The organism is Flavobacterium adhaerens (genome assembly GCF_040045115.1).
Taxonomy (GTDB): Bacteria; Bacteroidota; Bacteroidia; order Flavobacteriales; family Flavobacteriaceae; genus Flavobacterium; species Flavobacterium adhaerens.
This window is the reverse complement of the sequence record NZ_JBDLZX010000010.1, coordinates 106,038-129,631: the sequence shown is the minus strand read 5'-3', so window position 1 is coordinate 129,631 and position 23,594 is coordinate 106,038. Positions and strand designations below refer to the sequence as shown.

13 protein-coding genes are annotated in these 23,594 nt (G+C 33.3%); 10 read left to right on the top strand and 3 right to left on the bottom strand.

What is annotated here, in order from left to right; genetic code table 11:
* Nucleotides 1–12: 12 nt before the first annotated feature.
* The 3 genes from ABEB18_RS14150 to ABEB18_RS14140 all read right to left on the bottom strand — a co-directional run bounded on the left by ABEB18_RS14150 (nt 13) and on the right by ABEB18_RS14140 (nt 3,516).
* Nucleotides 13–1,452: an MFS transporter gene (locus ABEB18_RS14150; RefSeq protein WP_348799962.1), complete on the bottom strand. Its 1,440-nt coding sequence runs from the start codon at nt 1,450–1,452 to the stop codon at nt 13–15.
* A gap of 332 nt (nt 1,453–1,784) precedes the next feature.
* Complete coding sequence (locus tag ABEB18_RS14145; RefSeq protein ID WP_348799961.1) at nt 1,785–2,486, bottom strand: LytR/AlgR family response regulator transcription factor; 702 nt, start codon at nt 2,484–2,486, stop codon at nt 1,785–1,787.
* Entirely contained in the window at nt 2,476–3,516 is a 1,041-nt protein-coding gene (locus ABEB18_RS14140) for a sensor histidine kinase (RefSeq protein WP_348799960.1), read from the bottom strand. Before ABEB18_RS14140 ends, ABEB18_RS14145 begins: the two co-directional genes overlap by 11 nt.
* A 274-nt stretch (nt 3,517–3,790) precedes the next feature.
* Here ABEB18_RS14140 and ABEB18_RS14135 point away from each other — a divergent pair, with 274 nt between their 5' ends.
* From ABEB18_RS14135 to pyrR, 10 genes are all read left to right on the top strand, one after another.
* Nucleotides 3,791–6,979 carry a SusC/RagA family TonB-linked outer membrane protein gene (locus ABEB18_RS14135; RefSeq protein WP_348799959.1) on the top strand — a complete coding sequence of 1,063 codons (3,189 nt, stop codon included), beginning with the start codon at nt 3,791–3,793 and terminating at the stop codon, nt 6,977–6,979.
* A gap of 11 nt (nt 6,980–6,990) precedes the next feature.
* Entirely contained in the window at nt 6,991–8,511 is a 1,521-nt protein-coding gene (locus tag ABEB18_RS14130; protein ID WP_348799958.1) for a SusD/RagB family nutrient-binding outer membrane lipoprotein, read from the top strand.
* Between the two features lie 455 nt (nt 8,512–8,966).
* Complete coding sequence (locus ABEB18_RS14125; protein WP_348799957.1) at nt 8,967–12,014, top strand: SusC/RagA family TonB-linked outer membrane protein; 3,048 nt, start codon at nt 8,967–8,969, stop codon at nt 12,012–12,014.
* Nucleotides 12,015–12,025: 11 nt separating this feature from the next.
* Complete coding sequence (locus tag ABEB18_RS14120; protein WP_348799956.1) at nt 12,026–13,612, top strand: RagB/SusD family nutrient uptake outer membrane protein; 1,587 nt, start codon at nt 12,026–12,028, stop codon at nt 13,610–13,612.
* A 579-nt stretch (nt 13,613–14,191) separates the two neighbouring features.
* Nucleotides 14,192–16,129, top strand: a complete 1,938-nt coding sequence (gene nagB, locus ABEB18_RS14115) for a glucosamine-6-phosphate deaminase (RefSeq protein ID WP_348799955.1) — start codon at nt 14,192–14,194, stop codon at nt 16,127–16,129.
* Nucleotides 16,130–16,243: 114 nt separating this feature from the next.
* A complete protein-coding gene (locus ABEB18_RS14110) occupies nt 16,244–18,316 on the top strand; it encodes a beta-N-acetylhexosaminidase (RefSeq protein ID WP_348799954.1) in 2,073 nt (690 codons plus the stop codon).
* 301 nt (nt 18,317–18,617) lie between these two features.
* Nucleotides 18,618–19,706 (top strand): glycoside hydrolase family 18 protein, encoded by a 1,089-nt coding sequence (locus tag ABEB18_RS14105; protein ID WP_348799953.1) that lies wholly within the window; start codon nt 18,618–18,620, stop codon nt 19,704–19,706.
* A gap of 190 nt (nt 19,707–19,896) precedes the next feature.
* Nucleotides 19,897–21,516, top strand: coding sequence for an ABC-F family ATP-binding cassette domain-containing protein (locus ABEB18_RS14100; RefSeq protein ID WP_348799952.1), 1,620 nt, complete (start codon nt 19,897–19,899; stop codon nt 21,514–21,516).
* A gap of 188 nt (nt 21,517–21,704) precedes the next feature.
* The gene (locus ABEB18_RS14095; protein WP_348799951.1) at nt 21,705–22,892 is read left to right on the top strand and encodes a DUF418 domain-containing protein; all 1,188 of its coding nucleotides are present in this window, start codon (nt 21,705–21,707) and stop codon (nt 22,890–22,892) included.
* A gap of 137 nt (nt 22,893–23,029) precedes the next feature.
* Nucleotides 23,030–23,569 carry a bifunctional pyr operon transcriptional regulator/uracil phosphoribosyltransferase PyrR gene (gene pyrR, locus ABEB18_RS14090; protein ID WP_348799950.1) on the top strand — a complete coding sequence of 180 codons (540 nt, stop codon included), beginning with the start codon at nt 23,030–23,032 and terminating at the stop codon, nt 23,567–23,569.
* The last annotated feature ends 25 nt before the right edge of the window (nt 23,570–23,594 follow it).

The following is a 23,594-nucleotide window of genomic DNA, read 5'->3' as shown; positions in this document are numbered from 1 at the left end:
AACTGAATACTTTTAATGTCCTCCAGATACTTTTTTGTCAAAGCTTATACCTTGAGCTCTTAGAATTCCACTTACTTTCCAAGCATAAAAAGCCAAGTAAGCAAAACAGATTATACCAACGATATAACTGTTTTGTATTCCGATAACTTCGGCAATTTTACCTTGGCCAACACTCACAAATCCACCTCCCATAATCATCATAATCAAAAAGCTACTTCCTTGACTAGTATGTTTTCCTAATCCGCTTACGGCTAATGTAAAAATACATGGCCAAAGGGTACTACAGAAAAGACCAACACTAGTAAAAGCATAAACACTAACCATTCCGCTAGTTACCATTCCAATTGCTGTAGCAATAATTCCTAGTGAAGAGAAAATAAGGAGCATTCTAGCTGGGTTTCCTTTTGAGGCCATATCTGCTACAATTAATACTAGGATTACTAAACCATAAATATAAAATGGTGTCAAATCGTGGTTTGCGATAGCATTCACAATTAAAAATGTTCCAAAAGCTAAATAAGGGGCAACGAAACGTAATATTTTTAATAGGCTCATGTTTTCTGTAAAAGCTTCGACAGCTCCTGTCCAACGACCAATCATCAAACTAGCCCAATATAATGAAATGTAAGGTGCTACGTCTTTAGTCAAAAATCCAAGTTTAGATTCCATATAGGCTGGTAAATTACTGGCAGTAGAAACTTCAACACCCACATATAAGAATATAGCAAACATTCCCATAACCAATTGCGGGTATTGTAGTGCTGATGTTTTGGTTGTGGTTTCTTCGCTAGAAGTTGTTTCTTCTTCTAAAACAGGTTTTTCAGGTAATGATGAAAATTTTAAAAGAATAGCAACTACTAAGAATGCAACTCCTAATACTAAATATGGAATTTTTACACTTTCAATATCTGCAGTGGTATTTGCGTTTGCATTAGACCCAAAAATTGCAAAACTTACGATTAGTGGTCCTATTGTTGTTCCGAAATTGTTAATTCCTCCTGCAAGGGTAAGACGCTGTGAACCAGTTTTAATAGGCCCTAAAGCAATTGCTAATGGATTGGCAACTGTTTGTTGTAGTGAAAATCCCAATCCAACAATAAATAATCCGGCAAGCATCAATGGAAATGATCCAGTATTGGCAGCTGGATAAAATAAAAGGGTTCCTAGAGCTGAGATGGCTAAACCTAAAGTTAATCCATTTTTATAACCAATTTTGTTTACTAAATCTTCTTTGATGATAACCGAAACTCCCATGTAAATAAGAGATCCAACAGTATAAGCGATGTAAAATGCAAATGCAACTAACTGGCTCTCTCCTTGGGTTAAGTTGAATGCTTTTTGAAAAACAGGGATTAAAATGTCGTTACTTGCCGCTACAAATCCCCAAAAGAAGAATACAATTACTAAGGGGATAAATTGACCCCACTTGGTTTGTGAATTTTCTGAACTCATAATTTAAAAATTTAATTTTTTTAGTGGTTATTAATTATTTTTTTGATGCTGCAAGACTGTAAATATATTTGTTAAGAATTTCAAAAAAAAATTTTGGAATGTAAAGTTTTTTACTTTTAAATAAACGACACAATTTTATCAACAAATGGTTATTTTGTTGCTTTTTTTATCCAAAAAAATGTGTTTTGTTTACCCTTTTTTTAAGTTGAAAAGCGTGATTTTTTTGTTTTTTTGGGTATAAAAATAAATGTAAAAAGCACACTTTTACTGAGGTGAAGTGTGCTTTTTTGTTTTTTTTAAAAGGGTAAGTATGTAGTGTACTTAACGATGTTTTATTCGAGTATTTTGGCTTTTACATCTTTGCTATAATTTCGACCAATCGGAATTGTATATGACGAAATTTGAATCCTGTTTCCTTCAATCGATTTTACTTTGTTGAGCGCAATGGTATATGATTTATGAATACGCATAAACTGATCTGCAGGTAACTCGTCAGTTAATGATGTTAGTGATTTGTGTGTGATATAAGTTTTCTCAGGAGTGATGACTTTAATGTATTCTTTCATTCCTTCTATAAATAGAATTTCGTCTATATTAATCTTTACCATTTTTTTATCAACCTTGATAAATATGTACGGTTCGGCACGGTGATTTTCAATTTTGATATTGTTTTTTAAATTGTATTCAGCTTCTATCTTATGAATGCATTTTATAAATCGAGGTAATGGAATAGGTTTTACTAAATAATCCAATACTTCAAGGTCATAACTTTCGGCGGCAAATTCTCTAAAAGCGGTAGTGATAATTATTCTGGTCTTTTTTTCGAGTAAGCTTATTAATTCAAAGCCAGTCATCATGGGCATATTGATGTCTAGAAAGACGGCATCAACAGGTGTCGAATTTATAAATTCTAAACCATCCAATGAATTGTTAAATGTGGCTAGTATTTCAAAATCTGAAAAATTTTCAAAATAATTGAGTAGTACTTTTACAGCTAATGGTTCGTCGTCAATAATTACACATTTAATCTTCATTGTTTAAAGGTATTTGAATTTTAATGATATAAAAATGGAGCTTTATTTTTTGTTGAATACTAAAATTGTTTTTATAAATAAGTTTTAGTCTTTTTTTGGTATTCACTAATCCAATTCCTTTTTTGTTTTTTTCTTGGGGTGAAAATACAAAATTATTTATTACTTCAAATTCGAGTTTAGAGTTTAACACTCTTAAATTGATTTTGATTTTGAGGTCTTCATTTTTTATACCGCCATGTTTAAAGGCATTTTCTATTAGTGAAATAAATAACAAAGGAGGGACTTTTATATTCTCGATATTCGATTCAACATTAATTTGAACTTCAACATTTTGAAATCTAAGTTTTTCAATCTCAATATAATTCTGGATATAATCGATCTCTTTTAATAGAGGAACAAATTTAGAATCCTGAATATCATATAATACATATTCCATTAGCTGAGAAAGTTTGATAATGACATTGGGAACTTTGTTAGACGATTCTAGCGAAAGCGCATACAAATTATTGAGTGTATTAAAAAAGAAATGCGGTTGGATCTGGTTTTTGAGGTATTTTAATTTTATTTTATTTTGATTCTCTATGATTGCTTTATTAAGGTCTCTTTCTTTGAGCCAAGTTAACATTAAATATATAGAGGATGCAACAGCAAGTACATATAATTCTCCAATGCATACTGCCAGAATATGATTGATATCAAATGGGCTGTAATCTCTATTGGCTTCTGGCCAAATATTTTTTGATATTAAGAAATAGGTAAGTCCGGTTTTTAGTAGATAGACAACTCCTAAGCTTATTATTAATGAAATTGTGTATTTGATGTATTTCGATTTTAATACAAACATCGGAATGAGTATTAATAAATTGAAATATACTAATGGAATGTGAAGTGAAAATTCAATAAGATTGGATTTGAAGGAATATTCATAATTGTTGAAGTAAGCCCCCCATCTTAAAAAATTTAGTAAAAAATAAATTGACCAAAACCATATATGATTACTGAGTTTTATGTTGAAGTCTATTTTTTTCATCTTTAAATTTTGATTACAAACCGTACAAAAGCAAACTGATTTTTGATTATGCAACAATAATCATTTTGTTATGAAAAAAGAGGAATTAATTGAAAAAAAAATTAAAAAAATAGTGAAAAAAGCTGAAAAATCATGTGAAAAATGTCGTTTAAAAACGCAATGTTGATTGTTTGATGCTGTTCGTTTAAACTTTAGTGCAGTTTATATAAATTGTTTTATTTATGTTAACATTAACAATAAATTTATCCAATACTAACTAAAAAAGACGTAAATAATGAAGAAAATCACATTAATCTTTATGATTCTTTTTACTTCGCATTTAGCTTTTGCGCAAGTAAAAACAGTCAAAGGTTTGGTAAAGGATCAAAACGGGATTCCGATGCCAGGAGTAAGTGTTCTTGTAAAAGGGACAACAAAAGGAAGTCAAACTGACTATGATGGGGGCTATAGTATTGCTGCAACCACAGGAGATGTTTTAGTTTTTACTTTTATAGGAGCTAAAACCGAAAGTGTTACTGTTGGAAATTCAGAAACCGTTAATGTTGTTCTAACCGAACAAGCCCAAGGTCTTAATGAAGTAGTTGTTACTGCATTGGGAATCAAAAGACAAAAGAAAGAATTAGGATATTCTGTTCAAGATGTCAAAGGAGAACAATTAAGTAAGGCTATTACGACCAATGTTGCTACAGCTCTTTCTGGTAGAGTAGCTGGTGTCGATGTATCTATTCCTGCAACTGGAGTAGGAGGAAGTTCTAGGGTAATTATTAGAGGTATTTCGAGTATCGGCGAAAATAACCAACCTCTATATATAGTAGATGGAGTTCCTATTGACAATACCGGTTTGTCTAACGATACTGCTGCAACCAGCAAATGGTTTGATGGTAGAGATAGCGGAGATGGTATTTCGAGCATCAATCAAAACAATATCGAAAGCTTGACTGTTCTAAAAGGAGCTGCTGCTGCGGCACTATATGGTTCTAGAGCTTTGAATGGTGTTATTTTGATTACAACCAAAAAAGGAAGTAAAGGAAAGATACAAGTAGAACTATCCAGCGGTATTAGTTTTGATCAGGTAAATGCAAAATACAGCGACTATCAAGATGAGTATGGTACTGGTTCTAATGGGGCTTTACCTGATCCTGATAAAGCGCCTTCTGAAATTTATGGTTATACTACGAGTGCTTGGGGACCTAAATTTTCAGAATCTGTAGGTCAACAAGTAAAAATATTTGATGGCTCAATGAAACCTTACGCTAAAGTCGAGAACAATATCCAAGATTTTTTTAGAACAGGTATTACAACAACAAATGGTGTTGCAGTTTCTGGTGGAAGTGAAAATGCCTTTGTGCGTTTTGGATATAATAACTTGAGTAACGAAGATGTTATCCCCAATACAGGTTTAGACCGAAATGATGCAAGTTTAAACGCTACTTTAAGATCGGATAAGTTTACTTTGGATGCCAACGTAAATTATATAATGGAGAAAACCAACAACAGACCAGGGTTAGGAGATTCGCCTAATAATGTTGGGTATTCGTTAAGTAGTTTGGCTCCAAATATCGATCAGGAATGGTTGAAAAACTCTGTAAATCCAGATAACGGAAATATGTATCAGTGGAATAACAATGTGTATTTGCTAAATCCATATTGGGTTGTAAATGAAAATCACAACTCGTCTAAGAAAAACCGTTTTATCGGAAATGTAACAGGAACTTATCAAATAAAAAAATGGATAGGATTGACTCTTAGAACAGGTTTAGATACCTATAATTTTTCTTCAAAAGATTTTATGGCTAAAGGAAGTACTTGGCCAGGAAGAGAAACTGGATATTTAGGATTAGACAATATTACTGTTTCCGAAATGAACACCGATTTCATTGCAACTTTTAGCGATATAAAACTAGCAGAAGATTTTACGCTTTCTGGAATTCTTGGTATGGGAAGAAGAGACTTTAACAGATCTCAAAATTCTAGATTTGGAACCAATATTATTGAACCCAAAACAGAATACATTAGTAATTTTTCAAATCACACAGAAAATGCTCCATTGGAAACCAAAACCAGAACAAATTCTGTTTATGGTTCGGCCAAATTTGATTACAAAGGATATTTGTATGCCGAATTTACTGGAAGAAATGATTGGTTTAGCGTAATCAATAATGATGCTTTCTATCCTGCTGCTTCATTAGGTTTTGTGTTTTCGGATGCTTTAGGATTGCAAGGAGAAACTTTTTCGTATGGTAAATTAAGAGGTTCTTGGGCTCAAGTTTCAAATGCTCCTGGCGCTTACAAAAATGCCCTTAATTACACAACATATGCAGCTTATGATGGAGAGAGTGTTGTAAATATTAAGAATACATCAGCTCCAAATCCAGATTTGACTTACCAATCTAAAACAGGAATTGAGTTTGGTGTTGAAACCGCTTTCTTTAAAAATAGATTGAGAGCAGATGTTACAGTATATCGCGAGGATACTTCAGATCAAACTATCGATTTGCCATCGTCTGCAACTTCTGGTTACGAATTTATTTCGGTTAACGCTGGAGAGTTACGTAATGAGGGTATAGAGGTGTTTTTATCGGGTACACCAATTAAATCAAAAGATTTCGAGTGGGGAATAGATTTGAACTATTCAACCAATAAAAACTCAATTCTTTCTTTACACCCAGACATTGATACTTATACGATATCTGAAGCTCGTTGGGCTGGTGCTGCAATTGTGGCTCAAGTTGGAGGACAATACGGAACTATTATTGGTAAAGATTTTCAAAGAACAGAATCTGGTGAAGTAATTATTGGTGCAAATGGTTTGCCTTTATATACAGATAGTAAAGTTGCTTTAGGAAAAGGACTTCCGGATTGGTCAGCAGGTTTAACTAACCGTTTTTCTTACAAAGGAATTACGCTTCAAGTTTTAGTTGATATGAAATTTGGAATGGATGTGTATTCTATGACAAACTCTTTAGCAGCAACCAAAGGGCTTTTAGATGTTACGACCGAAGGAAGAGATGCTTACAACGCTGCAAGAGCTCAAGCAATGGCTTCAGACCCTAATTTCAACCAAGCAACTTGGATTCCAACAGCTGGTTATGTTGCCAATGGAGTAGTAAATACAGGAACCGCTCAAAATCCTGTTTATGAAAAAAATACAACACCTGTAAATCCTCAGGATTACTGGAATTCTGTTTTCAATAACACACCAGCACCTTTTGTTTATGATGCATCTTATGTAAAATTAAGAGAGGTGAGTTTAGGTTATACTTTCCCAAAATCGGTTTTTAGTGGTGCCAAAATAAACTCTGTTTATGTTTCTGCATTTGCAAGAAATTTATTTACATTCAATAATGATTTGCCAAACGTTGATCCTGAGTCAATGTACACTTCAGGAAATGGTCAAGGTTTCGAATATGGTTCATTACCATTTAGAAGATCATACGGGTTTAATCTTAAAGTTACATTTTAAAAAAAGAAATTATGAAATTTAAACATATAATATTAGCTACGTCATTTTCGCTTTTTGCTCTGGCTAGCTGTACTGAAAATTTTGACGAGTTAGAAAAAGACCCCGTTGCGTTATCTGCAAACCCTGCAGGACAACTTACTTTTACTCAATTGTGTATGTCTGGTGATGGATATTATCAATGGAGGGCTAATTTAATTTATTCTGGAGGTTTTGTTCAACATTATGCTGGTGCATGGAACGTAACCGAATTTGGAAGCAAATTCAAAAAAAATGATGATTATGCAACCGCTATTTGGAGAAATGGATATGCAAATGAGCTTAAATGTATTGCAGATGTTATCGATAAAACAAGTGCCGATCCTGCAGCTGTAAATATGAATGCTGTTGCCAAAATCATGAAAGTTATGGTGATGCAGCGTATAACAGATTTGTACGGAGATGCTCCTTATTCTGAAGCTGGTTTAGGATTCTCTAAAGGAATTGTTACTCCAAAATACGATAAACAAGAGGATATATATAATGCCTTCTTTAGCGAATTGCAAGAAGCATATGTTCAGTTAAATTCTGGTGGCGGCGCTGTAGGAGGTGACCAGTTTTATAATGGCGATATTTCTAAATGGAAAAAATTAGCCAACACTATACGTTTGCGTTTAGCTATGAGGATTTCTGAGGTTAGTCCTGCCGAAGCTGAAAAACAAGCAAAAGCAGCTTTGCAAAATGGAGTTTTTGAAAGTAATGCTGATAACTGTGTTATGAAACATTTTGATTTTCCATTTAATGATACTCCAGGTTCGATTGACTTTAGAGGAAATGGATTGTCTTATGCAATGATTGGAAACGAACATGCTGATCACTTTAGTACATTGATGATTGATTTCCTAAGAGATAATGGTGATCCACGTTTGACTATGCTTGCAACGCCAAAAACAGGGAGTGTAAACTGGGGACCACCTGCACCCGGCGAAGAATTATATGAGGGTAATGTTCCTGGAGTTTTTCAATGGGATATGCCTGGAGGATCTAATGCGGTTTCAGGAATACGTCCTTATTTAAAATTAAGAACGACTCCATTTTTACACGTAAGTTATTCTGAATCGCAATTGCTTTTGGCCGAAGCAGCATTTAGAGGGTGGGTTTCAGGATCAGCTTCAGACTATTATAAAAAAGGTGTCGAAGCTGCGATTAAACAGTTAGAAATTTATGGTGCTCCTGCTGCTTCAGCAAGTGCAATTACGACGTATTTAAATAATAACCCTTTAGTTGCTGGTTCTGAAATGGAACAAATTAGCACTCAACTTTGGGTAACGTATTTGTTTAATAGTATCGAAGCATATTCAAACTGGAGAAGAACTGGATACCCGCATTTATTACCAATTACTAATCCTGATTCTGAAACAGGTGGAGTAGTGCCAACACGTTTGTACTATCCAAATGATGAAATGCAAAAAAATAAAGACAATTATTTGGATGCTTTATCTAGAATGGGAGGAACAAACGAGTGGACTAATAAAGTTTGGTGGGATGTAAACTAGAAAAACACCAAGAATAGAAAATGCCTAATGAGGCTTTGCTTTAATTTTAATTTTAGAATTACGATTACGGCAAACCTTGTTAGGCATTTTCTTTTGTATAAGTAGGAGTTCTAAAAAAATTAAAAAATGATTTTATTCTAATGTATAGTTGACTTTTTTCTAATGCTTTGGTTCTTAATTATTTGTTAATAAGGCCTTGTTTTTAGCTTGTTTTAGTTGATTTTTTTAAACTTGAAAAACTGATATATTTTTAGTGAAAAACTATTTTTTTTATGAAAAAACATAAAATAACCTATAATAGCGTGATTTTGTTAAAAGAGAAAACGTTTTCGTAAAACATATTATTGATAAAAAAATGTTGTTGGTTTAAAAAATGGTGCAGTTTGTTTAATTTATTTTTTTGGAAAACATTAACAATATACTTTTACCCTATAACTAACAAAAATAATTTAAAAATGAGAAAATTTTTTTTAATCGTGATGGTTCTTTTTACTGCGCAAGTTACCCTGGCGCAAGTAAAGACGATCAAGGGTTTGGTTTCTGATGAAAAAGGTATGCCTTTACCTTCAGCTAATGTTGTTGTTAAGGGAGAATCGAACAGTACAAGTACTGATTTTGATGGTAGTTTTTCTATAGAGGCTAAAACTGGTGCCGTACTCGAGGTTTCATACGTTGGATACGAAACGAAAACTGTTACAGTGGGTGAGTCTGAGAGTATCAAAATTCAATTATCAGAAGCAGCTTCAACAGCACTTACTGAAGTAGTTGTAACTTCATTAGGTATTAAGAAAGCCAAAAAATCTCTTACCTATTCAACACAGGAGTTAAAATCAGAAGAATTAACTCGTGTTAGAGATGTGAATCTTGTTAATACAGTTGCTGGTAAAATTGCTGGTGTGGCTGTAACTAGAAGTTCTTCTGGATCAGGAGGATCTACTAAAGTGGTAATTAGAGGTAATTCATCTTTTACAAACAATCAACCATTGTATGTAATTGATGGTATTCCATTGTATAATGGAGGAACAGGTCAGCCTAATGAAACTTTTGGTGATTTAGCTGGTGGTAATAAAGATGGTGGTGATGTAATTTCATTAATTAATCCTGATGATTATGATGGAATGACAGTACTAAAAGGTGCAGCTGCTTCTGTATTATATGGTAGTCAAGGTGCTAACGGTGTAATCTTGTTATCATCAAAAAAACCAAAAATAGGGAAAGAATCTTTTACAATAAATTCAGTTACAACTTTAGATAATGCAGCTTATTTACCAGAATTTCAAACTGATTATGTTGCCGAAGCTGGAGCAAAAAGAACTTGGGGTGCTGCTGGAAAATCAGATGATCATGTAAAAGATTTTTTTGAAACAGGAGTAACTCAAATCACTTCATTCGCTTTCAATAAAGGTAGCGAAGCGGCTTCAACATCTGTAACTTATGCTAATACTTCGGCTTCTGGAATTATGCCAGAAAATGGATTGAAGAAAAACAACTTTGGAATTCGCCAATCTTCAAAATTCTTTCAGGATAGATTAAATGTTTCTGTTACAGGAAATTATACGGTGCAAGAAATAACAAACCGTCCAGTAAATGGGTTGTATTTCAACCCAATGACAGGGGTGTATTTGTTTCCTAGAGGAAATAGTTTTAGTGAGTATCAAAATAATTTTGAGGTTTATGACCCATCTAGAAATATTATGGCTCAAAATTTCCCAGTTGTTGTTGATGAATATGTTCAAAATGCATTTTTTCAAATCAATAGAAATAAATCAGAAGATACTAATAACTTCTTTAATGGTACAATTGCTTTAGATTATAAAATTAAAGACTGGTTTCATTTAGCTTCAAGGTTTAGTTATAACAGAGTAGAAGCTGGTTTTGAAAAAAGATTATATGCTACTACTGTTTCTACTTTAGCACATCCAAACGGAAGATTCATTAAAACGGATAATACTGCTACGCAAAAGTATGCTGACTTAATAGGTACTATTAATACTAATTTTTCTGATGATTTTTCTTTCAATGCTACTTTCGGAACAAGTATTAATAGTTCTAAAACTAGCGGTGTAATTCTTGATTCTGGTATTGCAAATGGTTTAAGTAATGCAAACTGGTTTACGTTAGGAAATTTTGCAAGTAATGCAGGTAATTTTCAAACAGGTTCTGCAAGAGAAGTACAATCTGTTTTTGCTGCAACAACTTTAGGATATAAAGGATATTTGTTTTTAGATGCAGCGGCTAGAAATGATTGGTCTTCTACATTAGTTAATACTGATAATCCTGGATTCTTTTACCCTTCAGTAGGTTTAACTGGTGTTCTTAGCGAAATGGTAACAATGCCAAGTTGGGTTAATTTTGGTAAGGTTCGTGCTTCTTTTGCTCAAGTGGGTAATGATATTGCCCCAGGCGTAACAGTTCCTTTATACACAGTAACAAATGGAGTGGTATCTATACCTAGAATTGGTCCTGCAGAAGGACAAAGTTTGAAGCCTGAGTTAAAGTCAGAATTTGAAATTGGTACAGAATGGAGAATGTTTGACAACCGATTAGGTTTCGAATTGTCTTACTATAACTCTTCTACTAAAGATCAATTTATGCAAGTTTCAGCAGGATCAACAAATAGTGATTTAGGATACAATAGTTATGCAATTAATGCAGGAGAAATTGAAAATAAAGGTTTTGAAGCTATTGTTTCTGCTGAAATTATTCGTAGTGATAAATTTAGCTGGGAATCAAGAGTTAACTTTTCTCAAAATAAAAACTTAGTAAAAGAAATACCTGAAATTACTGAAGGAGGAGAAAGAGCAATTTTAATTACTGACCCAGGATCAAATACTTATAGATACCGATTAATCGAAGGAAAACCATTTGGAGTTATCGAGGGAATTAATTTGGTAAAAGATGATCAAGGAAGAGTAGTTTTAAGCAAAACTGATGATTCAATCAAAAAGACAGATTGGGAAGAAATCGGAAATTCAAATCCTGATTTTATGTTAGGTTTTTCAAATACATTTAAAATCGGAGCATTTACCGCAAATATCTTAATTGATGGTCGTTTTGGAGGTGAAGTAGTAAGTTTAACTCAAGCAATTAACGACCAATACGGAGTATCTAAAGCTTCTGGAGATGCTAGAAATGCTGGCGGAATTTCGAATGTAATTTATGATGACGGAACTCCTTATACTAAAAACGGAGGTAAATATCCAGCACAGGATTATTACACTCAAGTAGGAGGAAGAAATGGTGCTACAGGAGAGTATGCTTATGATGCTACTAATGTTAGTGTAAGAGAAATATCTATAGGTTATACTTTCAAAAAGAGCATTTTACCTTTCCTAGATTCGGCTAGTGTGTCATTAATTGGAAGAAACTTATTCTTCATTTACAAAGACGCTCCGTTTGATCCTAATGTTTCATTAAGTACTGGCGAAGGTTTACAAGGTGTAGATATTTATGGAATGCCATCTACAAGAAACATCGGTCTTAATTTAAACTTAACTTTCTAATTGTAAGTATCATGAAACTAAATAAAATAAAAAAATCGGCTATTTGCTTGTCATTACTTGCAACCATTAGCTGTACAAATAATTTTGAAGAAATCAATACTAATCCAAATGGTTTTTCAAAAGAACAACTTTCACAAGATTATAACCAAATAAAAAGTTTATATGCTCCTGTTTTCAATAAATTATTGATTTTAGATGTAACATGGATGTATCAAATTCAGCAAAATTTACAGGCAGATTTGTGGTCTGGTTATTTAACTACTCCTATTGTATTTGGACCAACTAATAATCATGATTATGCTTTGAATGACGGTTGGAATGGTTATGCTTGGGATACTGCTTATCTTGAAGGTATGGCTAACTTGGTAAAAATCGAAGAAGAGTCAAAAGGTAAATATGACCAGTTTTATGCTTGGGGGTTAATTTTAAAAGTAGCTACAATGCACCGTATTACAGATATGTACGGACCAATTGTATATTCAAAATATGGGGTTTCTGATGGTGGAGCTGTAACTTATGATTCTCAAAAAGATGTTTATACACAGTTTTTTAAAGAATTAGATTTTGCTGTTACTGAATTAACGGAAAGAGTTGATGCTGGTGAGGCATCTTCTTTCGGAAGTGCTGATAAATCAACTTATGCAGGTGATTACAAAAAATGGGTCAAATTTGCGAATTCTTTACGTTTGCGTTTAGCTATCCGTATTTCTAAAGTGGATCCAGCTTTGGCAAAAACTGAAGCTGAAAAAGCGGTTAATCATTCTATTGGTGTTATGACTACCAAAGATGATATTATGGCTATCAATTCTCCGCAAAATTTACATGTAATTGATGTAATTGCTAATAGCTGGAAAGGAATTATGATGGGAGCTGATGTTGAATCAATTTGGGGAGGTTATGAAGATCCAAGAATGCCTATTTATTTTACTACAGCTCCAAAATTTGCAGGAGAATATAAAGGTGTAAGAACAGGTATTGTTTATCCTTCGTCAGCCACTTACGCAGATCATTCTACAAGTAATCCAAAAGGACCAATGGCAACTGGTAATGTGGTCTGGATGACAACTGCTGAAGTTTATTTCTTAAGAGCTGAAGGGGCTGTAAGAGGTTGGAATATGAATGGAACTGCTAAAGAATTGTACGAATTAGGTATCTCAACTTCTTTTGATCAAGCCGGTGCGTCTGGTGCAGCTGCTTATATTGCAGATAATACGAAAATGCCTAAAGATTATGTTGATTACGTAAATTCAGCAAATAATATTGCTGCTGTCAATAAAGTAACAGTTGCTTGGAATGATGCAGCGACTAACGAAGTTAAACTTCAAAAAATTATTACTCAAAAATGGATTGCTAATTATCCAGAAGGACAAGAAGCTTGGTCTGAATGGAGAAGAACTGGATATCCAAAATTGTTCCCAATTTCTAATAACAAAAGTGGTGGTGTGATTTCAACTGAATATGGAGTAAGAAGATTGCCTTTTGCTCAATCAGAAAAAAATACAAATCCTGCTGGTGTTGCTACTGGAGTTGAAAAATTAGGAGGAGCTGATAACGGAGCTACAAGACTTTGGTGGGACACTACTACTGCAAATTTCTAATAAATAAATTGAGTTAAGTTTAGTTAAGTTGTTTTTATTCCAGGCAGGTTTTTGCCTGCCTGGATTAAAATAAATAAGAGTCAAAAAGATGCTGCAAGTTTTTTGATTCACCATAATATACATAAAAAATACGTTCAAATCTGCAAGTTCATTTATGTTTTGATATGTGTTTTTTAATCTTTTAAAAGATTTTTTTTTAAAAATCTGAAGTTTTTTTAGCATAAAAACCGCATTGTTGATTGAAAAATGTCGTTGGTTTAAAAAAGAGGTCTGTTGGTATAATTTATTTTTTTAAGGTGTATAAGCCTTATAAATTTGTAATAAAAACAGCATAAAATTAAAAGGTTCACAAACCCAATCGCTCTGATTTGTAAAGTGTATCAGCTTTGTTTTAAGAGCTTATTAAAAACGAAAAGTTTTTTATTTTTTAAAAATAAAATTTATATAAAACTCTGTTAATCATTTGTTTTTGATTGGTAAAACCCAAGAATTTATAAAAGGTATTCGTATCTTTAATAAGAGAGTTAATTTGCTACTACATGGCAACTTATTAAGTAATAAAAAATAACAGTAAATATCATGAGAACTACATCAAACTTAGGTAATGACATCAGCTTTAAAAAAGCAGGCCAGTTTGAAGATACCCGTTTTGAGAAAATTCATAATGTAATTTTTAAAAATGCTGCGGATGCTTCAATTATAGTCGCTCAAGAAATTGCAGATTTAATTCGTTCTAAGCAAGAAAAAAACAAAAAGTGCGTATTAGGACTTGCCACAGGTTCATCTCCGATCAAAGTGTATCAAGAATTGGTACGTATGCACAAAGAAGAAGGGTTAAGTTTTGACAACGTTATTACCTTTAATCTGGATGAATATTATCCGATGCCAAAGGAAAGCAACCAAAGTTACCATTACTTTATGCATCAGCACTTGTTTAATCATGTTGATATTAGACCAGAAAATGTTCATATACCAGACGGAACTGTTGCTCTGGAAGATTTGAATCAGTTTTGTGTAGATTATGAAATGAACATCAAAAACGCTGGTGGTTTAGATTTTCAATTATTAGGTATTGGTCGTACGGGTCATGTTGGTTTTAATGAGCCAGGTTCGCACATCAACTCTGGAACAAGAATTATTACTTTGGATCATATTACAAAAGTTGATGCATCTGGAGATTTCAATGGAATAGGGAATGTTCCCAAAAAAGCTATTACAATGGGAGTTTCTACGATCCTTCGCTCCAAAAGAATTGTATTATTGGCTTGGGGACGTAATAAAGCTTCAATCATCAAGCGTACTATTCAAGGGGATATCAGTTCAGAAATTCCAGCTACATTTTTACAAAATCATAACAATACCACTTTTGTTTTAGATGAAGGAGCAGCATCTGAACTAACACGATTAGAAACTCCTTGGTTGGTTGGCGAATGTATTTGGACCCCCGAATTAAAAAGCAAAGCAATTGTCTGGCTATGCCAACACACAAATCAATCAATCTTAAAATTGACTGATAGAGATTATAACAACAACGGAATGTCCGATTTATTGGCAGCCGGAAGTTCGTCTTATGATTTGAATATTAATATGTTCAATGTTTTACAACATACTATCACAGGATGGCCTGGAGGAAAACCCAATACAGACGATTCGTTCCGACCAGAAAGAGCAAATCCAGCTAAGAAACGAGTGATTTTGTTTAGCCCGCATCCTGATGATGATGTGATTTCTATGGGAGGAACATTTGCAAAATTAATTAAACAAGGACACGATGTACATGTTGTGTATCAAACCTCTGGGAATATTGCTGTTACCGATGATGAAGCATTAAAATTTGCGGAGGTATGTAATGATTTTGCCGATAAGGATAATTCGGGAATTAATTTTCAATCGGTAATAAATGATATCAAAACCAAATCAATCGGTCAAAGCGATACTTTGCAAGTCCGAAAATTGAAAGGTTTAATTCGAAGACGCGAATCGTATGCTGCAGTAAGGTATATTGGTCTTAAGGACGAAAATATTCACTTTTTGGATTTGCCTTTTTATGAGACAGGGATGGTTCAAAAAAATCCTCTTGGTCCAGAAGATATTTCTATCGTAAAAGAGATTATTGAAAGAATAAAACCGCACCAAGTTTTTGCAGCAGGAGACCTTGCTGATCCTCACGGTACGCACGAGGTATGTTTAAATGCCATTTTTGCAGCAATGAAAATACTAAAACCAAAACCTTATATGAATGATTGTTGGTTATGGTTGTACAGAGGAGCTTGGCACGAATGGGATATTCACGAAATTGACATGGCAGTTCCATTGAGTCCCGATGAAGTATTACTAAAAAGACAAGCTATTTTATACCATCAGTCTCAAAAAGATAGAGTGATGTTTCAAGGCAACGATTCAAGAGAATTCTGGGTTAGAGCCGAAGATAGAAATAAAAATACAGCCAAACTATATGATGCTTTAGGCTTGGCCGAATATGAAGCTATTGAAGCTTTTAAACGTTTTGAGTACTAAAAAAATCATAGTTTTTTGTGTTAATACGGTGCTGAATTCTAACTCTTTGTAATTCAACTTTAAGAATTCAGCACTAACTCTTTTTTTTTTTCAACTTATCTATTCTTTTATAAAATGAAATATATTCTGATTTTTCTTTTTGCTTCGATTATTTCAACGGCTCAGGTTACAAAAGAGCAATTAAATTTGATGCCTTGGCCACAAAATATTACTCTAAATAATGGTTCTTTTGCTTTAACAAAAGACTTTAAAGTTAATATCACGGGTGCACCAAATGGTCGAATTTTTACTGGAGCAACAAGCTTTTTAAGAAGATTAGATGGAAGAACAGGAATGTTTTTTAACCAAGGTTTTATAACGGGGATTAATGAAGCTCCAGATGCAGTTTTGCAAATAAACTGTACTAGAAATGCAAAAATTGAGTTGTATGAAGATGAAAGCTATCTACTTGATATAACTGCAGATAAGATTACTATTAATGCAACTACAGATGTTGGCGCACTGCACGCCCTTGAAACTTTATTGCAATTATTGCAAAACAATACTAATTCATTTTATTTTCCTAATGCAAAAGTTTCAGATTTTCCAAGATTTACTTGGAGAGGTTTGATGATTGATGGGTCCAGACATTTTATGCCAGTTGATGTGATAAAGCGTAATCTTGACGGTATGGCAGCTGTTAAGATGAACGTTTTTCACTGGCATCTTGTGGATGATCAAGGGTGGAGAATTGAAATGAAAAAAAATAAGAAGTTAATTGATTTGGCTTCAGACGGTTTGTATTATACTCAGGAAGAAATCAAAAGTATTGTAAAATATGCTGCTGATAGAGGAATTATGGTTGTACCAGAAATTGATGTTCCAGGACACGCTTCGGCTATTCTGACAGCTTATCCAGAAATTGGTAGCAAAGTTGTAAACCTGAATGTGGGTTCTGGCGAAAAAGGACAGCAATTCAAACAAATTCAAACCTATGGGATAGAAAGAAATGCAGGGATTTTTACACCAACATTAGATCCTTCTAATCCTAAGACTTACGAAATATTAAGCAGTATTTTTGATGAAGTTTGCCCACTTTTTCCAGGTAAGTTTTTTCACATTGGGGGTGATGAAAACGAAGGAAAAGATTGGGATTCTAATCCTAAAATTCAGGAATTCAAAAAGAAACACAAACTGGCAACCAATCATGAATTGCAAACGTATTTCACTATGCAATTAGTGCCAATGCTCAAAAAACATGGTAAAGAACTAATGGGTTGGGAAGAAATTTTAACCAAAGATTTATCAAAAGATGCTGTGGTTCATTCGTGGCGAGGAGTAAATGAAGGAGTAGTAGCGGGGCAATCTTTGGTAGATGCTGTTACAAAAGGTTATAAAACGGTTTTGTCTAATGGTTATTACATTGATTTGATGTATAAAGTTGAAGACCATTATAGTGTAGATCCAATGCCTAAATCGGTTCAACTGACAGATGTAGAAAGAGCACGAATTCTAGGGGGCGAAGCTACAATGTGGACCGAATTAGTATCATCTGCAACTTTTGATTCTAGAGTTTGGCCAAGAACTGCTGCTATTGCAGAGCGTTTGTGGTCTAATGAAAGTGTTACAGATATTAATAGTTTGCGTAAAAGATTAGAGGTGATATCTTTTAGATTAGAAGAATTAGGATTACAACACATAAAGAGCAAAGAAGCATTGTTGAGAAATATTAGCAATAATCAAAAAAGTGAAGCTTTGTTAGACATGTCAAATATTTGTGAACCACTAAAAGGATACTCTAGAAATAAAGGAGGAACAGAATATCAAATGTATTCACCTCTAACACTATTTGCTGATGTTTGTACGCCAGACGCATCAGATGCGTTAAGTTTTGAAAAAGCTGTAAATAGTTATGTTTCTAATAACTCTACAGAAAACCAATTGCTTGTTACTTCTTATTTAAATAAATGGATTAAGATGAATGCTGATCTAAATGTTTTGAGTAGCAACGCACCACTTATTTATCCTGTTTTGCCTTTATCTAAAAGTTTAAATGATTTATCACAACAGCTTTTGTTAAAGATAGAAAAGAAACAAAATGTAGATATAAAAGTTTTAAATGATTTACTTGAGAAATGTAAATCTAAAGATTATGCCGATGTGGAGTTGGCTGTATATAATAGCTTGAAAAAATTGGTTCAAGCCTAAATTAAAATTCAAAAATTAAAGATATAGTTATTAAGATTGAGTTTGGTTATTTGTATTTTTCTAAGATTTCTTTATTTTGAATTAGTATTGTTTTTTTAAACAATAGTTTTAAGACTGGTAATTATTTTAATGATTACCAGTTTTTTTTAATTAGTACTTTGTCAGCTAGCGATTATTGGTCCACTTTTCTTCTGCTTGACTGGAGATTAGTCAAAGGATATTTTTACTTTAAGGTAAATAATTTGAAATGATTTTCGATTATTAAAATTTGTACCGTATTATTAATGTTTAAAATAAAAAAATGAAAAATTTTAAATTGTATTTTTTATTACTGTTAGTACCTGTTTTAGCAACAAGTCAGAGCAAAAATAATTTCTCGGTTATCGCTTATTATATGGGCGATGAAAAACTGATAGAGTCGTATGATGTTACAAAGTTGACCCACATCATTTTTAGTTTTTGTCATTTGAAAGAAGGAAAACTGAGTGTGGATAGCACTAAAGATTCTTTGGCAATAAAAAAACTAGTATCCCTCAAGAGCAAGAATCCGAAACTAAAAATCATGTTGTCTTTAGGAGGATGGGGAGGATGTGAACCTTGTTCTAGTGTGTTTTCTACTGATGAGGGTAGAAATGTTTTTGCTAAGTCGGTAAAAGAAGTAAATGATTATTTTAAATGTGATGGTATCGATTTGGATTGGGAATATCCAACTATAGAGGGTATGCCAGGACATTTGTTTCAACCTGCCGATAAAACAAATTTTACCGCTCTTGTTTTTGCTTTGCGTAAAGAATTAGGAAAAAAACACGAACTAAGTTTTGCCGCAGGAGGCTTTCAAAAATATCTTGATGAATCTGTAGAATGGAAAAAAATAATGCCAATTGTAGATCGAGTAAATATCATGAGTTATGATTTGGTTAACGGATATTCTAAAGTTACCGGACATCATACGCCAATTTTTAGTACTAATGACAAAGAAGAATCAACAAACCGAGCTGTAGAATTTTTATTGAAATTAGGAATTCCATCCCAAAAAATTGTCATTGGAGCAGCTTTTTACACTCGAGTTTGGAAAGACGTTGCTTCTATTAATCACGGTTTGTATCAAGCAGGGATTCATATTGATGGTGTCAACTTTATCAATTACGAATCTACTTTCACCAAAGATAAAGGTTGGGATTATTTTTGGGACGAAAAAGCCAAAGCTGCTTATTGGTATAATGCAAATGAAAAACTTTTTGCCACTGGCGACGATAAAGTTTCTGTAAGAGAGAAAACAAATTATGTTATCCAAAATAAATTGGGCGGAATCATGTTTTGGGAACTTACACTAGACAAATCACATAACGGTTTGGTTGATGTAATTGACAGTGTGAAAAAACTGAAATAAGATTAAACTTAAAATTATTTGTATAAAGAGGCTGTCTCAGCCTCTTTTCTATTGGAGTACCTATCGGATAAATTTTTCATTTATGCAATTCTCAACAACTTGATTTTAATTTTGTGACAGCCTCTTTTTTTAGAATAAAAAAACATTATTTTTTTGTACTTTTGCACAAAATTTTAAACAAAAGACATTCATGTTAACAGTAAATAATTTATCAGTTCAGTTTGGTAAAAGAGTTTTGTTTGACGAAGTAAATACTACGTTTACTCACGGAAATATTTATGGCGTAATTGGAGCCAACGGTGCTGGGAAATCAACTTTCCTTAAAGTGATTTCAGGAGATATCGATCCAACTTCGGGACACATTCATTTAGAACCAGGAAAACGTATGTCGGTTTTAAACCAAAACCACAATATGTTTGATGAACACACGGTTTTGGAAACTGTTTTGATGGGAAACAAAGTTTTATATGCTGTTAAAACAGAAATGGATGCTCTTTATTTAGATTATAATGATGCCAATGCTGACAGGATTGGAGAGTTGCAGGTTCAGTTTGAAGAAATGAATGGATGGAATGCCGATTCGGATGCTGCAGCCATGTTGTCTAACTTAGGTATTACAGAAGCAGATCATTATACTTTAATGAGTGATATGGAAGGGAAAATGAAAGTTCGTGTGCTTTTGGCACAAGCTCTTTTTGGGAATCCTGATTTGCTGATTATGGATGAGCCTACCAACGACTTGGATTTTGAAACAATCGCTTGGTTAGAAAACTTCTTGGCAAACTACGAAAACACTGTTATCGTCGTGTCTCACGACCGTCACTTCTTGGATGCTGTATGTACTCATATTTCGGATATTGATTTCGGAAAAATCAATCACTATTCAGGGAACTATACTTTTTGGTACGAATCGAGCCAGTTAGCTGCAAAACAACGTGCGCAACAAAACAAAAAAGCCGAAGAAAAGAAACAAGAATTAGAAGAGTTTATTCGTCGTTTTAGTGCAAACGTGGCGAAATCAAAACAAGCGACTTCTCGTAAAAAAATGATTTCAAAACTGAATATTGCCGAAATCAAACCTTCTAGTCGTCGTTACCCAGCGATTATTTTCGATCAAGATCGTGAGGCTGGAGATCAGATTCTGAATGTTGAAAATCTTTCTGCTTCAGTAGATGGGGAAGTATTGTTTAAAGATGTAGATTTGAATATGGCTAAAGGCGATAAGATTGTTCTTTTCTCTAAAGATTCTCGTGCTACAACAGCTTTTTATCAAATATTAAATGGTGAACAAAAAGCAGATTCGGGAAGTTTTGATTGGGGAATCACAACGAATCAAGCTTATTTGCCAGCAGAAAATCATTCGTATTTTGAAAATGATTTGACTTTGGTAGATTGGTTACGCCAATGGGCAAAAACAGAAGAAGAACGTGATGAAGTTTACATTAGAGGGTTTCTTGGTAAAATGATTTTTTCTGGTGAAGAAGCTTTAAAAACAGCTAGAGTTTTATCAGGAGGAGAAAAAGTGCGTTGTATGTTGTCTAGAATGATGATGGAGCGTGCTAATGTTTTGATGTTAGACGAACCAACAAATCACTTGGATTTGGAGTCGATTACGGCTTTCAATAATTCATTAAAAAACTATAAAGGATCGGTAATTTTTACCACACATGACCACGAGTTTGCCCAAACGGTTGGTAACCGAATTGTAGAGCTTACTCCAAATGGAGTAATCGACCGTTACATGACATTTGATGAATATCTTGATGATGAAAAAATTCAGGAACAAAGAAAGAAAATGTACAATCTATAAATTAAGAAATTTTAATAATTAAGGAAGCTCGATTTTATCGGGCTTTTTTTGTTTAAATGGGATTCAATTTTACTATTACCACAATAGTTGATGTGTTATTGTATAGTATTTTATGGTGTTTTCTGATTAATATTTTTGGTTTTTAAATGGAAATTACGATATTTTTGGAAAAATAATTTTGTAAATCTATGTCAAACAACACTTTGAGTTTTAAAATCCCGAGAATAGAAGTTGTAGATGCCTTGAGAGGTTTTGCAATTATGTCTATCATGTTATTGCACAATATTGAGCATTTTGATTATTATAATTTTCCGGAAGCTTTACCGGAATGGATGAAAGTTCTCGATAAAATAATTTGGGAAACCTTGTTTTTTTTCTTTGGCGGAAAATCCTACGCAATTTTTGCTTTGCTTTTTGGTTTAAGTTTTTTTATTCAAAATGACAATCAAGCAAAAAAAGGGAAGGACTTTAGACTTCGTTTTTTGTGGCGTTTGGTTTTGCTTTTGTGTTTTGGACTCATAAATACCATTTTTTTTGAAGGCGATATTTTAGTGCTTTACGCTCTGTTAGGACTTACTTTAATTCCAGTTTGTAATTGGAGTGATAAAAAAGTTTTTTGGTTGGCAATTATTTTGTTAGCACAACCTATAGAATGGGGTAAGTTTTTTTATGCTTTATCTCACCCAGACTATGTCCCTGCGCCTAATTTATCTAGTAGTTATTTTAAAGCCATGGGAACGTATTTAAAAAGTAATTCTTTTATAGATTATGCAATCGGAAATCTTACTATTGGTAGGATTGCATCTCTAGCCTGGTGTTGGGAAAATGGCCGTTTTTTTCAGGCTCCTGCTTTGTTTATGTTTGGGATGTTAGCAGGGAGAAAACAACTTTTTATGGTTTCGGAAAAAAGTAATTTGTTTTGGAAGAAAACCTTGCAATTTGCATTTCTTCTTTTCGTTCTTTTGTTTAACCTGAAAAACTTTTTACCTAATTTAATTGAAAGAAAAGCTGTTTCACATCCACTTTCACTGATTCTGACTTCTTGGTCAAATGTTTCTTTTATGCTTATACTGGTTTCGGGATTTGTCCTGTTGTATCAAAAAGAAAGATTTAAAAATATATTCGCAACATTGGTTCCTTTAGGTAAAATGAGTTTGAGTTGTTATATCATGCAATCTATTTTGGGGGCTTTGGTGTATTACCATTATGGATTAGGACTTGTAACTTATACCGGAGCTACATATTGTTTACTAATTGGGATTGTTTTGTTTGTGTTGCAATTGTCATTTTGTACATGGTGGTCTCGAAAACACAAGCATGGGCCGTTAGAATATATTTGGCATAAAGCAACATGGATAACTTTTAGAAAAGAATAATTTTATGGACTCTTTATGAATAAATCCTAAATGGGAATTTGTATATTTGCTTGACCAAATTTATAGCAGTTTTGAAAATATTTCTTTTTAAAACATTTGTAAGGCTATGATTAAAAAAAATCAAATAATTGTCATGTATGGATCAAAAAGTGTTACTCAATTCAAAAGAAGTCAATATTATTTTAAACCGTTTGGCTTGTCAATTAATTGAAAAACATCTTGATTTTTCGAATACTGTTTTGATCGGAATTCAACCTAGAGGTACTTTTTTGGCAGAACGAATAAAAATATTGTTAGAAAAAGAGTATCATATTCCCAATGTTGAGTTGGGATATTTGGATATTACTTTCTTTCGTGACGATTTTCGAAGAACCAACAAACCTTTGGAAGCCAATAAAACCCAAATTGATTTTCTGGTAGAAGATAAAAAAGTAATTTTTATAGATGATGTGTTATATACAGGTCGTAGTATTCGTGCGGCTTTAACAGCAGTTCAATCTTTCGGCAGACCGTCGGGTATCGAACTAATGACTCTGATTGACCGTCGTTTTAGTAGAGATTTGCCAATACAACCAGATTATAGAGGTCGCCAAGTAGATGCTATTAATGGCGAAAAAGTAAAAGTTTGTTGGGCCGAGCAAGATGGCGAAGATGGCGTTTATTTAGTAACCAATTAGATGTAAAAGTGTAATCGGTTAGATG